The sequence below is a fragment of the Mesorhizobium sp. AR02 genome, assembly GCF_024746835.1.
In the GTDB taxonomy this organism is placed as follows: Bacteria; Pseudomonadota; Alphaproteobacteria; order Rhizobiales; family Rhizobiaceae; genus Mesorhizobium.
On sequence record NZ_CP080531.1, the window covers coordinates 544,430 to 559,375 of the forward strand.

Sequence of the window (14,946 nt, forward strand, 5' to 3'; positions counted from 1 at the left end):
ATGGCGAATCTGAGCGGAGCGCTGATCGGCTGCGGCTTCTTCGCCGTCAACCAGATGCATGCCTGGCGCGACATCGAGGGCGCCTCCATCGTCGCCATCTGCGATCGCGACCCGGAACGGTTGCGGATCGTCGGCGACCCGTTCGGCGTCACGCGGCGCTACACCGATGCCGCGGCGCTGTTCGCGGCCGAGACGCTCGACTTCGTTGACATCGCCACCACCGTTGGCAGCCATCGGCCGCTGGTCGAGATGGCGGCCGCCCACCGCGTTCCGGTGATCTGCCAGAAGCCGTTCGCCCCGACGCTCGCCGACGCCAAGGCGATGGTCGCGGCCTGCGCCAAGGCCGGCGTGCCGCTGATGGTGCATGAGAATTTCCGCTGGCAGTCGCCGATCCAGGCGATGCGCGCCGTGCTCGACAGCGGCGAGATCGGCACGCCCTTCTTCGGGCGTATCTCCTTCCGCTCCGCCTATGACGTGTTTTCCGGCCAGCCCTATCTGGCGACGGGAAAGCGTTTCATCATCGAGGATCTCGGCATCCACATCCTCGACATCGCCCGCTTTCTGCTCGGCGATGTTTCGAGCCTGACCGCCCGCACCGCACGCATCAACCCCGCCATCGCCGGCGAGGATGTCGCTACGATGCTGATGGATCACAAGGGCGGCGCCATTTCGGTGGTCGATTGCAGCTATGCGACCCGGCTTGCCGTCGAGCCGTTCCCCGAAACGCTGATCGAGATCGACGGCAGCGACGGCACACTCCGGCTGGCGCAGGGATACCAGCTCACCGTCACCGGCAAGAGCGGCACAACGGTCAAGGATATCTCGCCACCCCTGCTGCCCTGGGCCTCGCGGCCATGGCACAACATCCAGGAAAGCGTGCTGGCGATCCAGCGACACTGGGTCGACTGCCTTGCATCAGGCAAGGAGCCGGCAACCTCAGGCGCCGACAACCTCAAAACATTCGCGCTGGTCGAGGCGGCCTACAGGGGCGCCGCAAGCCGAGAACCGGTGCAGATCGACGGTCTGCTGAAATGACGGCGGATCGCTTCCTCCTCTGCGGCACACGCGCGGCGGAGACCGAACCGGTCCGGCTGATCGCCGGTCCGCTCAGCACCGATTTCGTCAACGGCAATCTGCGCACGATCCGCCATGACGGCACGGAGGTGCTGCGGGCCGTCGCCTATATCGTGCGCGACCGCGACTGGGGCACCTACGAGCCCGCACTGACGGACCTTGTCATCGACCAAGGCGTCGATGCTTTCTCCGTCGGCTATACGGCAAGCTGCACCGGACCGGGCGGAAGCCGGCTCGTCTTCCGCGCCACCATCAAGGGTTCGGCGGACGGCCGGCTGGTGTTCGACGTCAGCGCACTGCCCGAAAGCGATTTCGAGACCAACCGCTGCGGCTTCTGCGTCCTGCATCCGATCGCCGGCCTCGCCGGCAGCCCGGTGACGGTGGAGCACACCGATGGCAGCGTGGTGGCGACGAAACTGCCCGACCTGATCGACCCCTGGCAGCCTTTCAAGGATTTGCGCGCCATCACGCATGAGGTGCGGCCCGGCGTCACCGTCGAATGCCGCATGGAAGGCGACGTCTTCGAGATGGAAGACCAGCGCAACTGGTCCGATGCCTCCTATAAGACCTATGTGCGGCCGCTGGCGCTGCCTTGGCCCTATGTGTTGCCGGCCGGCCAGACCAACCGCCAGACGATCAGCCTGTTGATTGCCGGCGACGGCAAGATACCGGCCTTCGTCGCGGCATCCAGCGCGGTCCGCGTGACGCTCGGCGAGCCCGGTCCGGCGCTGCCGGATGTCGGCGTGATCGTCTATCCCAGCGATGTCGAGACAGCATTGGCGAACCTTCCGACGCTGTCTTCACTCGGCCCGCAGCAACTGCTGTTCCACTACGATCCGACGCGCGGCCATGGGCTCGACGCCTTGCGCTCTTTCGCCCGGCTCGCCGCCGCCTACTCCGCCCGCACAACGCTCGAATGCGTGGTCGCCTGCAGCAGCGATCTCGATGCCGAACTCGCAGAGGTCGCCGGCTTCGTGCGCCGGGCAGGTCTGCGGCTCGATGCCATTGCGGTGTCGCCTTCGGTTGACCGGCAGTCGACGCCGCCGGGCAGCGCCTGGCCGCCCTGCCCGCCGCTGGAAGATGTCTATGCCGCGGCACGACGCGCCTTTCCCGACATCCGCCTCGGTGGTGGCATGTTCAGCTATTTCACCGAGCTCAACCGCAAGCGCGTCCCGGCCGGGCTGCTCGATTTCGTCACCCATTGCACCTGCCCCATCGTGCATGCCGCCGACGATCTCAGCGTCATGCAGTCGCTGGAGGCGTTGCCGTTTATCACCCGGTCGGCGCGGGCGATCTTCGGCGACAAGCCCTACCGGATCGGACCTTCCACCCTTGCCATGCGGCAGAACCCTTATGGCGGCGCGACCAAGGACAATCCGGACCTCCTGCGCATCGCCATGGCCAATCGCGATCCGCGCCACAACGGCCAGTTCGCCGCCGCCTGGACCATCGGCTATGCCGCGCGCGTCGCGCCGGCCGGGCTGGAGATGCTGACGCTGTCCGGCTTAACCGGGCCGTTTGGCGTGCTGGCGGCATCCAGGGAACCGGCCGCCGAAGGGTCACCGCGGCCGATCTTCCAGGCCATCGAGGGGCTTTGCGAGCTGGCCGGCCTCACCCATGTGTTCGCCAAGACAAGCGACGAGACGCGGATTGCGGCGCTGGCCGGGCGCTCCGCCTCGGGCGAGACCATCGTGTGGCTGGCAAACCTGACGGCGGACGATGTCTCGGTCGACGCTTCCGCGCTTGGCCAGGGTCATCTCTTAATGTCGCCCTACGCCATTATCCGGATCGGTTAAGAGCCTACTTCTCGGAATTCATCACGTAGAGCGCGCGCGAGCGTTCGAGGTGCTTGATCATCGACTTCTCGGCACCGTCGGCGTCCCTCTGCTCGATGCGGTCGATGATCTCCTCGTGCTCGGTCAGCGTGTATTTTTCCTTGCCGGTCCAGATCAGCATCTCGGTGTGATATTCCTTCAGCCAGCCGAGCATGGCCTCGCTGACAGCGACATAGATCGGGTTGCCCGATATCGCCGCGATCTGGGTGTGGAATTTCATGTCGGCGGAAATGAAGGCTTCGGAATCGCCGCGCGCGGCACGCTGCTCGGCGACGGTTGCCTTCAGCCGCTGCACGTCCTCGACGGTGGCCTTCTCGGCGGCTTCCCTGACCATGCCGCGCTCGAAGAAGATGCGCGCGGTCTTGAGGTGCTCGAGCGTGTCCTTCGACGACGACAGGATGATCTTGGCCGCGCCGTCGACCTGCTTGATGATCGACTTGGCAGTGAGCTGCAGCACCTTGGCCCGCTCGCCATGCGAGATGGCGACAAGCCCCATATTGCTCAGCGCCTGCATCGCCTCGCGGATCGCAGGCCGGCCAACCTCGAAGCGCTCCATCAATTCGCGCTCCGACGGCATGTCGTCACCCGGCTGAAGCTCGCCGCTGGTGATCAGCCGCTTCAGCCTTGCAAAGACTTCGTCGGAAAGCTTGCGCCGGACGATCGGCTCCGAACGGTTCATCGTGACGAATCACTCCCTGGCCCGGTTCCTGTTTAGCATTCCCGACGGGATTCCCGGAATGCCTGCGCCCTGCTCGCCGCGTCGCGCGAGGTCGGGATATTTGCTTGCAATACTTATGTACTCATTATACCAGATTTCGAACGCAACGAAACTTTTTTCGGACCCTTTCGACCGGCCATGATCACGTTCACCTATCGCATAGAAACGCCTGATAGCATCGAAGCGCTGGCGGCCAAGATCGCCAGCGACCAGTCGACTGGCACCTTCGTTGCCCTGCCTGGTGAGACCGAGGAGCTCAAGGCACGCGTGGCGGCGCGGGTGCTGGCGATCCGGCATCTGCCCGATGTCGCACAGCCGTCCATTCCCGAGGCCGGCAGCGGACCTTTCAAGCGCGCCGATGTCGACATCGCATTCCCGTTCGATGCGATCGGCACCGATCTTTCGGCGCTGATGACCATCGCCATCGGCGGCACCTATTCGATCAAGGGCCTGTCGGGCATCCGCGTCGTCGACATGAAGCTGCCGGAAGAATTCAGGGACGCTCATCCCGGTCCCCAGTTCGGCGTCGCCGGCAGCCGCCGGCTGACCGGCGTCGAGGGCCGCCCCATCATCGGCACCATCGTCAAGCCGGCGCTGGGCTTGCGGCCACCTGAGACGGCCGCGATGGTGGGCGAGTTGATCGAGGCTGGCGTCGATTTCATCAAAGACGATGAGAAGCTGATGAGCCCGGCCTACTCGCCGCTTTCGGAGCGTGTGAAGGCGATCATGCCGCTGATCCTCGACCACGAGCAGAGAACCGGCAAGAAGGTGATGTATGCCTTCGGCATCTCGCATGCCGATCCGGACGAGATGATGCGCAACCATGATCTGGTGCTTGAAGCCGGCGGCAATTGCGCCGTGGTCAACATCAACTCCATCGGCTTTGGCGGCATGGCATACCTCAGGAAGCGCTCCGGCCTGGTGCTGCACGCCCACCGCAATGGCTGGGATATCCTCACCCGCCATCCCGGTCTCGGCATGGATTTCAAGGTGTGGCAGCAGTTCTGGCGGCTGCTTGGCGTCGATCAGTTCCAGATCAACGGCATCGCCTCGAAATACTGGGAGCCGGACGAGTCTTTCATCCGTTCCTTCGAGGCGGTGACGACGCCGCTGTTTTCGCCTGACGATTGCGCCCTGCCGGTCGCCGGCTCCGGCCAGTGGGGCGGCCAGGCACCGGAGACCTATGAGCGTACCGGGCGGACGGTCGATCTGCTCTATCTCTGCGGCGGCGGCATCGTCAGCCATCCGGATGGCCCGGGCGCCGGCGTGCGCGCCGTCCAGCAGGCATGGCAGGCCGCGGTCGCGGGCATTGCGCTGGCGGACTATGCCCGCAGCCACGCCGAGTTGGCGCGCTCGATCGAAAAGTTCGGCGACGGCAAGGCGGCGTGAGCAACGCCATGCAGAACCTGCTCCTCAGCTATTATGGCGACGACCTCACCGGTTCGACCGACGTCATGGAGGCGCTCGAGCTTGGCGGCGTGCCGACCGTGCTGTTCATGCGCCAACCCGACCAGCCCTTGCTGTCGCGGTTTTCGCGGTGCCGCGCCGTAGGATTGGCCGGTACGAGCCGGAGCGAAACGCCGCAATGGATGGACGAAAATCTGGCACCCGCCTTTAAGTGGCTGAGAAGCCTCGAAGCGGTGGTTTGCCACTACAAGATCTGCTCGACCTTCGATTCCAGCCCGACAATCGGCAGCATCGGCCGCGCCCTCGAGATCGGCCGGCGTGTCTTCGACCAGAAGAGTGTGCCGGTGGTTGTCGGGGCGCCCCAGCTCAAGCGCTACACGGCGTTTGGAAACCTCTTCGCCGCATTTCGCGGCACTTATTTCCGCATCGACCGCCACCCCGTCATGAGCCGGCATCCGGTGACGCCGATGAAGGAAGCCGACCTGCTTATCCACCTCCATCGCCAGACCGATCTCGGTTCCGGCCTTGTCGACCTGGCGGCGCTACAGGCGGATGATCTTTCGCAGACAGTAGACCAGGCTCTGCAGGACAAGGAAATCGTCCTGTTCGACGTCGAAAGCCGCCAGACGCAGGCACGCGTCGGCGAACAGATCTGGCGGATTTGCGAACAAGGCCATGGTTTCGTTGTTGGATCCTCGGGCGTCGAATATGCGCTGCTTGCCGAATGGACCGGCAAAGGCATCGCCGCGGGTCACGCATCCTTCGCGCCGCCCGGTCCGGTGGACCGGCTCGCCGTGGTCTCGGGCAGTGTGTCGCCGACCACCGAGAAGCAGATCCGCTTCGCGCTCGCCCATGGGTTCGACGGCATCCAGATGGATGCCATGCAACTGGTCTCGGACGGCGCCGGCGAGGCGATCGAGCGCGCTATCGCAAGCGGCCTGGCGAGCCTCGCGGCAGGGCGCAGCGTCATCCTCTACACCGCCCTTGGTCCCCAGGCCGATCGCAGTGCCGAGATCGACCATATCGACGGCGCGCGAAACAGACTTGGCCGAGCGCTGGGGGATATTCTGCGCCGGCTGGTCGTCGAGCAGAAGCTCAAGCGCGCGGTGATCGCCGGCGGCGACACCTCCAGCCACGCGCTGGGACAACTGTCCATTGATGCGCTGACCGTGCGCATGCCGCTGCCGCAATCCCCGGGTTCGCCGCTTTGTCTCGCGCATGGCGGCGGCGACATCGACGGTCTCGAAATAGCGCTGAAGGGCGGCCAGGTCGGCACCGACGCCTATTTCGAGACGATCCGGCTGGGCGGCTAGACTCTTTGTTTGACGCAATTCCCAAGGGAAAGCGCTATGCGCTTTTCCCGGGAAAACCGCTCCACACTTTTCCTGGAATTGCTAGTACAGCGGCTTGCTCATATGGTTGGGTGTCGGCCACGTCTCGGTGACGCCAGGCTGCACCGGGCGCTCGAGATAGGTCGACAGCACCACGTAGCTGCGTGTCGAGGTGACGCCAGGTGTTTCGTAGAGGCGAGCGAGCAGGCCTTCCAGCGCCCTCGTATCTTCCGTGCGAACCTTCAGCAACATGCAGGTGTCACCGGCGACGGTGTGGATCTCCTCGACTTCCGGATATTGCGAAACCGCCATCAGTTCCGGGGTCTTGCCCCAGCCCCTGGTGTCGATATGCACGAAAGCCAGCAGCGGCTTCTTCACCGCCTTGGGGTCGATGATGACAGCGGTGCCGCGAATGGCGCCGCTGCGCCGAAGGCGCTTGACCCGTTCATGGGCGGCTGGCGGTGAGAGGCCGACCCGATCGCCGAGTTCGGCATAGCTGACCGTGGCGTCGTCGACGAGGACGCCTAATATTTTTCGGTCAATCGCGTCGACATCACGGGGCGCCGGCCTGTTCTGCTGAATGCCATCTGTTTCTTCATCCATATCGACAATCCTGGTTGCCACGGAATTTAATACGGCCATTATGATAATATGTCGAACAGCAATCAAGCCACAGTCCTGCCAACCGACGCCAGGCCACCGATCCCGGCCCTCGCCTATCTGCTGACCGGCTGCATCGCCGTGATCGGCTCGAATTCGCTGGTCCTGGGCCCGATAGCCCCGGCCGTGGCTTTGTCGTTCGGAACAAGCGTGCCGGTGGTGATGATCGCAGCCGCTGCGTTCGGCCTCGGCACCTCGGCAAGCGCCCTGTTCCTGGCCCGTTACATCGACCGGCTGGGTGCACGCCGGATGCTCCAGGGTGCACTGCTGTTGCTGGCGCTGGCGCTCGTCGCCAGTGCTGTGGCGCCCACGGTGGTCTTGCTGGTCGCTGCCCAGCTTGTCGCCGGCATCGCCGCCGGCGTCGCCATGCCGGCGATCTATGCCAGTTCGGCTGCGATCGCGCCGCCCGGCCGCGAAAGCGGGACGATCGGCGTCGTGCTGACAGGCTGGACGCTCAGCATGGTGGCCGGCGTTTCGCTCTCGGCCGTGCTTGCCGATCTCGTGCATTGGCGCGCCGTCTTCGCAGCCGTCGCGGTGGTGGCACTGCTGGCACTGGCCAGCCTCACAATGACGTCGCTGAACGACATTAGAAAGAGCGGCCCGGCACCAACGCCGCTGGCGGCGCTCAGCATTCCCGGCATTGTGCCACTTCTCATCGCCTGTGCGGCCTTCATGACCGCCTTCTACGGTGTCTATGGCTATCTCGGAGACCACCTGCACAGCGGACTGGGCAAACCGGTGAGCGCCAACGGCTGGGCAGCACTTGCCTATGGCGTCGGCTTCGGCACTGCGGCACTTCTCGACGGCGTGATCGATCGCCTGGGCGCCCGCCGTGTCATGCCGTTCGCCTATCTTCTTGTCGCCGCCGTCTATGTCGCCATTGCCGCGACGAGCGACAGTTTCGGCCTGACGCTCGCCATGGTGGCAGTGTGGGGACTTGCCAATCATTTCGGATTGAATGTCCTGGTGATGCGCCTCTCGGCGCTCGATCCCTCGCGGCGCGGCACGATCATGGGCCTGAACAGCGCGGTGACCTATCTGGCGGTCTTTATCGGCACCACCGGCTTCGGGCCGCTCTATTCCAGCTTCGGCTTTGCCTTCTGCGCGATGGTTGCGGCCCTACTGATGCTGGTTGCTGCTTCGGCGGCGGCGTGGCGCACGCGATAAAGCGCGTCTTTCGCACAATTGCTCCAGTCGACAGAACGTGATTGGCCACCGGCCTGGCGCAGTTGACAGCAGCACCCCTGCCCTTCCATACAAAGCCCGTTAATGTTCTCAGGGCGGGGTGAAAGTCCCCACCGGCGGTAAGGGTCTAGGCCCAAGCCCGCGAGCGCTTTCCGGCAAAATCGGAAAGGTCAGCAGATCCGGTGCGATTCCGGAGCCGACGGTTAGAGTCCGGATGAAAGAGAACGAAACGGAAAACGGACCGCCTCGGCGGGCCGGATTTCGTATCGTGCGTCCTGATTCTGGTTCGAAACGGAAGGATGGACCCATGAATCAGCATTCCCACAAAGACTATGAAACTGTTCGCATCGCCGTCATCAGGGCGCGCTGGCATGCCGACATCGTCGACCAGTGCGTAAAAGCCTTCGAGGCCGAACTGGCCGACATCGGCGGCGACCGCTTCGCCGTCGATGTCTTCGACGTGCCCGGCGCCTACGAGATCCCGCTGCATGCCAAGACCTTGGCGGGGACCGGCCGCTATGCCGCGATCCTCGGCACGGCGTTCGTCGTCAATGGCGGCATCTACCGGCACGAATTCGTCGCCAGCGCCATCATCGACGGCATGATGAACGTGCAGCTGTCGACCGGCGTGCCAGTGCTTTCGGCGGTGCTGACACCGCACAATTATCACGACAGCGCCGAGCACCACCGCTTCTTCTTCGAACACTTCACCGTCAAGGGCAAGGAAGCGGCCAAGGCCTGCGTGGAAATTCTCGCCGCCCGGGAAAAGATCGCGGCATGAAATCTTCCCGGCCGGGTGGAAATCGCGATAACACCCGGTAGTATTTGCGAAAAGTCGGGAGGATGCCGGTGCAGACCAAGAAGATCATCAATGACGGCAACCGCGCCGTCGACGAGATGCTCGAAGGGATTCTCGCCGCGCATCCTCGCCACCTCAGGAGCGCGGACGGCAGCCCGCGCTCGATCATCGCCCGCGACGGACCGCGGCCCGGCAAGGTCGGGCTGGTGATCGGCGGCGGCTCCGGCCACGAGCCGACCTTTCTCGGCTTTGTCGGCAAGGGACTGGCGGACGCGGCGGCGATCGGCAATGTCTTTGCCTCGCCACCACCCGATCCGATCCTCGAATGCGCCAAGGCGGTGAGCGGCGGCGCCGGTGTCCTGTTCATGTACGGCAACTATGCCGGCGACGTGATGAATTTCGACATGGCGGCCGAGATGGCTGAAATGGACGACATCGAGGTGCGCACCGTGCTGACCACCGACGACGTCGCCTCGGCGCCGCGCGATCAGCGCCAGAAGCGCCGCGGCGTCGCCGGCAATTTCTTCATCTTCAAGGCGGCCGGTGCCGCTTGCGACCGCATGCTCTCCTTGGATGAATGCGAGCGCATCGCGCGCAAGGCCAACGACCACACCTTCACCATGGGCGTGGCGCTGTCGCCCTGCTCGCTGCCGCAGACAAGGCGGCCGAATTTCGAGATCGGCGCGGACGAGATGGAGATCGGCATGGGCATCCATGGCGAACCCGGCATCGCCCGCGGCAAGCTCGGTACCGCCGACGAGATCACCGACGAGATGCTGGACAAGATTTTCGCCGAGATGGCGCCGAAGCCTGGCGACAAGGTCGCGGTGCTGGTCAATTCGCTCGGCTCGACGCCGCTGATGGAGCTCTACATCATGAACCGCCGGGTCAAGCAGCGGCTCGACGCACTCGGCGTTTCCATCCACGCGACCTGGGTCGGCAATTACTGCACGTCGCTCGAAATGGCCGGCGCCTCGGTGACGCTTTTTCATCTCGACGAGGAATTGCAGACCATGCTCGATCACCCCTGCGACTGCGCCATGTTCCGTGCCGGCTGACGAAAGAGCGTTCCCGTGACCATCGACGCCGCTGACCTGAAAAGAATGTTCGACGCCATCGCGGTGGCGATCGAGGCCGACAGGGACAGGCTCTGCCAGCTCGACGGCGTCATTGGCGACGCCGACCATGGCATTGCCATGGCGCTCGGCTTCAATGCCGTGCGCGATGCGCTGGCACCGCTCGACCTTGCAACGACCGAGCCGACGGCGCTGCTCAACACTGCGGCGAAATCGTTCCTCAATGCCGTCGGCGCCTCGTCAGGCCCGCTCTATGCGACGGCCTTCATGCGCGGCGCCGCCGCCGTCAAGGGCAAGGTGACGCTGGCGGACGCGGATTTCATCGCCCTGTTCCAGGCCATGGCACAAGGCATCAAGGACCGCGGCAAGGCGGAACCTGGCGAAAAGACGATGGTCGATGCGTGGCAGCCGGCGGCCGAAGCGGCCGCTGCAGCCAATGTCGCCGGCAAGACCTTGGCTCAGAGCCTCGAGGCGGCCCTTGCCGCCGCCGAGTCTGGTGCTGAAGCGACCAAGGACATGATCGCCGCCAAGGGCCGCTCCTCGCGGCTCGGCGAGCGATCGCTCGGCCATATGGACCCGGGCGCGGCGTCGGCCGTCACCGTCATCCGCGCGATACGCAAGAGTCTGATGTCGGCTCTATAGCTTCAAATCGAAGCTGACCTTGAAGGCATGTCCTTGCGCGTCCTTGGCGATCTGGCCGGAATAGGATGCGCCGAGCGTGGCATTGGATGACAGGAGAACGTTGAACCCGGCTTCGACCGCCAGCGCATCTCTGGCGATCGGCACGCCCGAGATTGTAAAGGATGCTCCGGTATTGAAGGCCAGATCGGAGGTTGGACCGACGTCGCCATAGGCGTGCTGCCAGCCCAGCATGCCGTGCAGGGCGGCCCTGGTGGGCCCCGTGTCGAATTGGGTCGAAGCACGAACGCCAAATGTCGAGAAGGTGTTTTCGGTCGTCGTCTTCTGTGCTGTCAACGCCGAAGTCGTGCCGCCGGTCTCGGCGAAGCCATCGGTGTTCAGATGGACATAGGCGAGGTTGGCGAAGGGTTCGAAGGCATCGCGGCCGATGTCGAACCGGTAGGCGAGTTCGCTGAAAGCCTGCGTCGTCGCGGCGTTGTAGTCGGCGGAGAGCTGTTCGCTGAAAGCAGGGAAGACCACGCTGCGCCTGGTCTCGATGTCATGCCAGCCATAGATCGCGCCGGTGCGGAAACCGAACTGGCCCAACTGCGTGCCGGCATAGACACCGAGATTGTAGTTATCACTCGAGCCGGATGAAGCGCGGTCGGTGACATCGAAGCGCGAATGGCTGTAACCGCCGAGCACGCCGAGCCGCCAGCTTCCGGCAGGTGCGTCGGCGCCACCAATGAATCCGGCGGTGTTGCGGCCGAAGGCGGCGGCATCGCCGGAAGCATTCGCGTCGCCCGTCATCGCAAGTGCCTCGCTCCAGATCACGATGCCATCGGCGTTGGCGGGCGCGGCGTGCATGCCTTCGGTGTCGATGCTGGCGGTTGTCAGCACCGGCGCGGAGACCGCGTCGAAGGCGGAACGAATTCGGCTGTTCGCGGCATCCCGCGCGAAGCCGCTGTCCTCCACAAGCGCGCCACTGATATCGGCGTGAATCTCACCGGAGAGCGCGTTTCCGTAGGGACGCAGATAACGGTAGAAGCCGACGGCCTCCACGGTGGGGTCGCTCTCCAGCGCTTCCCGATTGAGGATGTACATCGACCAGCCATCCTTCGTCTGGTTGAAGGAAAGCCCTTCGACTTCCTGCTCGCGGTCGATCTTCAGGTTGCCGAGATTTTCGACTTCGCCGGTCTTGAGGTTCGCCCGGTAAATGATCTTCTGGTCATTGTCGGTCGAAAAATACATCCAGCCGTCGAGGAGCTTGCCGCCCTGTGCCTGGTCGATGGTCTGCGTCAGCGGGATGTATTCCTTGAAGCTCCAGTCCGACAGATTGTAGACCGCGATCTCCGTCGCATTCTCATAGGTCATGCCGTAGCCCAGCCCGTTCTTGGCATCGACCGCCACCCAGCTGGCAATGTCATGGATGCCGTGAGGCGGATTGAGCGAAAAGGCCTGGCCGGTGAAGCTCAGGTCACTCGCGCGATACACAGCGAAAACCGGATTTTCGTACTTGCCGCCGGTGACCGGGTCGCGCTGGCTCGAATCCAGCGAGATGTAGAGAAGCCCGTCGGCATAGTCGATGTCGCCGATGTGGTTCAGCCCGATGTCGGAATATTGCGACGGAAGCTTGAGAACATTGGGAATGGCGGGGGAGACAGTCAGGGACGGGTTATAATTCCTGTCCGTGCGCTCGAGAATATTGGTGCCGGAAAAGTACCAGTTCGTGCCGTCCGTGGTCACGCCCTGCTGCTTTGAGGATATCGCATCGCCGGTGAAGGTCGTCTTCTCGACCATGATCCAGGGCTCGACGGCAAGCGCCGGCACCGATGTCATGGCGAGCGCGCTGGACACGAAGATGCAGGAGGTTATGATTTTCGGAAGGCAAGCCGTTCCCTTGAGGGCGGCTTTGCTGGCGTGTTCGGTCATCTTGGAAGACATTTCTGGTGCGTTCCTGTTGGTGTTTATGATCGACGGCTCGACACGCACGACATCGACCAACGACGGTGGCGGCCGTCGGCGATGGCAAGATTCGAGGTTTTGTGGCTCTTCGGGTGCTATCTGCGCTGTGGTTCGTCGATCGCTCTGGCGGGGAGTTCAACGATGTGCTCACTAGGGCGGGCACGTGACAATCGTATGAATAATGGGAATAGTATGAAGAATTCAACCGCCCTTCCCCGGGCATCCCGGATGACGTCCCGCATGGCCGGCTCGTCCCATTCCGGCCTTCACGGCAGGCTGCTCAACGAAATCGGACTCAGCATCGTGCGCGGCGAATTGATTCCCGGTGACCAGTTGCCGAATGGCGACGACTGGAGCGCCTCCTATGGCGCGAGCCGCACCGGCCTGCGAGAAGTCGTCAAGGTGCTGGCGGGCAAGGGCATGGTGGAAATGCGCCCCCGGACCGGGACAAGAGTGCGCCCGCGCAAGGATTGGAATTTCCTCGACCCGGACGTGCTGTTGTGGCGTTTCGGCTCGAGAACGACGGCCGAGGAGGCGCGTTCCCTGTTCGAGCTGCGCCGCGCGATCGAGCCGACGGCCGGGGCCCTGGCGGCGGAGCGCGCCAGCCCGGAGCAGATCGCCGAATTGCGGACAATCCTCGAGGAGATGGAACAGGCCGGCGATGACGGCGAACGCTTCGCCGTACCCGACCTGGCTTTCCACCAGGCGATCCTGCATATGTCGGGCAATGAGCTGATCGGTTCGCTCGCCGCTTTGATCGAGACCGCGCTGGTGATCAGCTTCCGGCTTTCAGACGACAATCCGGCCGGACAGCACCACTCGCTCAGCCTGCATCGGCAGATTGTCGAGAACATCGAAAGGCGCGACCCGGCGGCCACCAGCAAGGTGCTGATCGACCTGCTGGATGGGGCGGAAGAAGACGTGAGGCGTTCCCTCGCGGCCAGGCTTGGCAGACAGAAATAGAACCGGCATCGCCGCACGCGGCGTGCTCAGAGTCTACGTCGGGAACTGAACCTGCCCCAGCCTATGTTGTGGGTCTGCGGATCATGCAGATTTCGCCGCATCAAGCCTGTCGATCGCCTGGACATTGCCGGCCGAGGGTCCCTTCTCGTCGAACTCCGAAGCGAGCCATGTATCGACGATCGCCTTGGCCAGTTCCGGGCCGATGACGCGGGCGCCCATGGTGATGATCTGCGCGTTGTTGGATTTCGCCGCCCGCTCGGCCGAATAGGTGTCGTGGGTGAGTGCCGCGCGGATGCCCGGCACCTTGTTGGCCGAGATCGAGACACCGATACCAGTGCCGCAGAACAGGATGCCGCGCTCGTTCTCGCCGTCGATGATGGTCTGGGCGAGTTTTTGCGACAGGTCGGCATAGTAACCGGCCTGGCTGAGATCGCTGACCGTCAGGCCGGATTTGGTGGCAAGGTGTGCGGCGATCACATCGAGCAGCGGCTTGCCGGCGCTGTCGGCTCCAATGGCTATTTTCATGGTTTTGTCCCTTTCGTGTTCGGATGATTTCAGATCGCCGCCGAAGCGCGGCCGAGGATGTCGATGTAGCCATCCGCCTGCCAGGCGGAACGGCCGATGAACAGGCCGTCTATATTGGGCCGGCCGATCAGCTCGGCGGCATTGCCGGGATTGACGCTGCCGCCATAGAGCACCGGCGGCACGGACGGCAGCAGGCCGCCGGCCACCGTCTTGATCAGTGCCTGCTGCTTGTCGGCATAGTCGGAACTGGCCGGAATGCCCTTGTCGCCGATCGCCCAGACCGGCTCGTAGGCGAAGAGGATTTCTGCGCCCTTCGCCTCGCCTTCGAGGAATTGCAGCGCCCCCTCGACCTGGGCGCTCAACACGGCATCGGCCTTACCGCTTTCGCGCTCGGCCAGCGTCTCGCCGACGCAGATCAACGGGATCAAGCCGTGCTTCACCGCGGCCGCCGTCTTCAGGCCGACGGTGCGGTCGGTCTCACCAAAGTACTCGCGCCGTTCGCTGTGGCCGAGTTCGACCAGATCGAGCCCGCAGTCTCTCAGCATCAGCGGCGAAATCTCACCGGTCCAGGCGCCGGCATCGGCCCAATGCATGTTCTGGGCGCCGACCTTGATGCGCGTCGACGACAGCGCCTGTTTGACCTCGCGCACCGCCGTGAAAGGCGGGATGACGAAGGGCTGGATGCGGTCATCGAAACCGGGAATGAATCCGGCCAGGCGATCGGCAAAATCCAGCGCCTCGGCGAGCGTCTTGTTCATCTTCCAGCTTGTACCGACCCAATACACCACGC

Annotated in this window: 14 protein-coding genes and 1 riboswitch; of the genes, 9 read left to right on the plus strand and 5 right to left on the minus strand. The window is 64.0% G+C overall.

The genetic code is table 11. From position 1 onward, the window contains the following. Together DBIPINDM_RS07265 and DBIPINDM_RS07270 are read left to right on the plus strand one after the other, a co-directional pair. Nucleotides 1-1,035 carry a Gfo/Idh/MocA family protein gene (locus DBIPINDM_RS07265; RefSeq protein WP_258585096.1) on the plus strand — a complete coding sequence of 345 codons (1,035 nt, stop codon included), beginning with the start codon at nucleotides 1-3 and terminating at the stop codon, nucleotides 1,033-1,035. Next, complete coding sequence (locus DBIPINDM_RS07270; protein ID WP_258585097.1) at nucleotides 1,032-2,870, plus strand: hypothetical protein; 1,839 nt, start codon at nucleotides 1,032-1,034, stop codon at nucleotides 2,868-2,870. The genes DBIPINDM_RS07265 and DBIPINDM_RS07270 overlap by 4 nt, the downstream gene beginning before the upstream one ends. A gap of 4 nt (nucleotides 2,871-2,874) precedes the next feature. On the opposite strand, the gene DBIPINDM_RS07275 is transcribed toward DBIPINDM_RS07270, so the two are convergent. Beyond that, entirely contained in the window at nucleotides 2,875-3,588 is a 714-nt protein-coding gene (locus tag DBIPINDM_RS07275; protein WP_258585098.1) for a transcriptional regulator NanR, read from the minus strand. A gap of 177 nt (nucleotides 3,589-3,765) precedes the next feature. Between DBIPINDM_RS07275 and oiaX the strand changes: the two genes are divergently transcribed. Both oiaX and DBIPINDM_RS07285 read left to right on the plus strand, forming a co-directional pair. After that, entirely contained in the window at nucleotides 3,766-5,016 is a 1,251-nt protein-coding gene (gene oiaX, locus DBIPINDM_RS07280) for a 3-oxo-isoapionate-4-phosphate decarboxylase OiaX (protein ID WP_258585099.1), read from the plus strand. 8 nt (nucleotides 5,017-5,024) lie between these two features. Then, nucleotides 5,025-6,347, plus strand: coding sequence for a four-carbon acid sugar kinase family protein (locus DBIPINDM_RS07285; protein ID WP_258585100.1), 1,323 nt, complete (start codon nucleotides 5,025-5,027; stop codon nucleotides 6,345-6,347). 81 nt (nucleotides 6,348-6,428) lie between these two features. On the opposite strand, the gene DBIPINDM_RS07290 is transcribed toward DBIPINDM_RS07285, so the two are convergent. Further along, nucleotides 6,429-6,968 (minus strand): Lrp/AsnC family transcriptional regulator, encoded by a 540-nt coding sequence (locus DBIPINDM_RS07290; RefSeq protein ID WP_258585101.1) that lies wholly within the window; start codon nucleotides 6,966-6,968, stop codon nucleotides 6,429-6,431. Between the two features lie 48 nt (nucleotides 6,969-7,016). Here DBIPINDM_RS07290 and DBIPINDM_RS07295 point away from each other — a divergent pair, with 48 nt between their 5' ends. The 4 genes from DBIPINDM_RS07295 to dhaL all read left to right on the plus strand — a co-directional run bounded on the left by DBIPINDM_RS07295 (nucleotide 7,017) and on the right by dhaL (nucleotide 10,727). Then, a complete protein-coding gene (locus DBIPINDM_RS07295; RefSeq protein ID WP_258585102.1) occupies nucleotides 7,017-8,192 on the plus strand; it encodes an MFS transporter in 1,176 nt (391 codons plus the stop codon). 100 nt (nucleotides 8,193-8,292) lie between these two features. Then, a riboswitch (FMN riboswitch) is annotated at nucleotides 8,293-8,440 on the plus strand. 77 nt (nucleotides 8,441-8,517) lie between these two features. Then, nucleotides 8,518-8,991, plus strand: a complete 474-nt coding sequence (locus tag DBIPINDM_RS07300) for a 6,7-dimethyl-8-ribityllumazine synthase (protein ID WP_258585103.1) — start codon at nucleotides 8,518-8,520, stop codon at nucleotides 8,989-8,991. 68 nt (nucleotides 8,992-9,059) lie between these two features. Next, nucleotides 9,060-10,067: a dihydroxyacetone kinase subunit DhaK gene (locus DBIPINDM_RS07305; RefSeq protein WP_318036927.1), complete on the plus strand. Its 1,008-nt coding sequence runs from the start codon at nucleotides 9,060-9,062 to the stop codon at nucleotides 10,065-10,067. Nucleotides 10,068-10,082: 15 nt separating this feature from the next. Further along, complete coding sequence (gene dhaL / locus DBIPINDM_RS07310) at nucleotides 10,083-10,727, plus strand: dihydroxyacetone kinase subunit DhaL (RefSeq protein WP_258585105.1); 645 nt, start codon at nucleotides 10,083-10,085, stop codon at nucleotides 10,725-10,727. On the opposite strand, the gene DBIPINDM_RS07315 is transcribed toward dhaL, so the two are convergent. Beyond that, complete coding sequence (locus DBIPINDM_RS07315) at nucleotides 10,722-12,647, minus strand: autotransporter outer membrane beta-barrel domain-containing protein (RefSeq protein WP_258585106.1); 1,926 nt, start codon at nucleotides 12,645-12,647, stop codon at nucleotides 10,722-10,724. The two genes, dhaL and DBIPINDM_RS07315, sit on opposite strands and share 6 nt — an antisense overlap. 81 nt (nucleotides 12,648-12,728) lie before the next feature. Between DBIPINDM_RS07315 and DBIPINDM_RS07320 the strand changes: the two genes are divergently transcribed. Beyond that, entirely contained in the window at nucleotides 12,729-13,631 is a 903-nt protein-coding gene (locus DBIPINDM_RS07320) for a FadR/GntR family transcriptional regulator (protein ID WP_258585107.1), read from the plus strand. An 81-nt stretch (nucleotides 13,632-13,712) separates the two neighbouring features. Here DBIPINDM_RS07320 and DBIPINDM_RS07325 read toward each other — a convergent pair whose 3' ends face one another. Then, complete coding sequence (locus tag DBIPINDM_RS07325; protein WP_258585108.1) at nucleotides 13,713-14,156, minus strand: RpiB/LacA/LacB family sugar-phosphate isomerase; 444 nt, start codon at nucleotides 14,154-14,156, stop codon at nucleotides 13,713-13,715. 29 nt (nucleotides 14,157-14,185) lie between these two features. Then, nucleotides 14,186-14,914, minus strand: a complete 729-nt coding sequence (locus DBIPINDM_RS07330; RefSeq protein ID WP_258589212.1) for a triose-phosphate isomerase — start codon at nucleotides 14,912-14,914, stop codon at nucleotides 14,186-14,188. Between the last annotated feature and the right edge of the window lie 32 nt (nucleotides 14,915-14,946).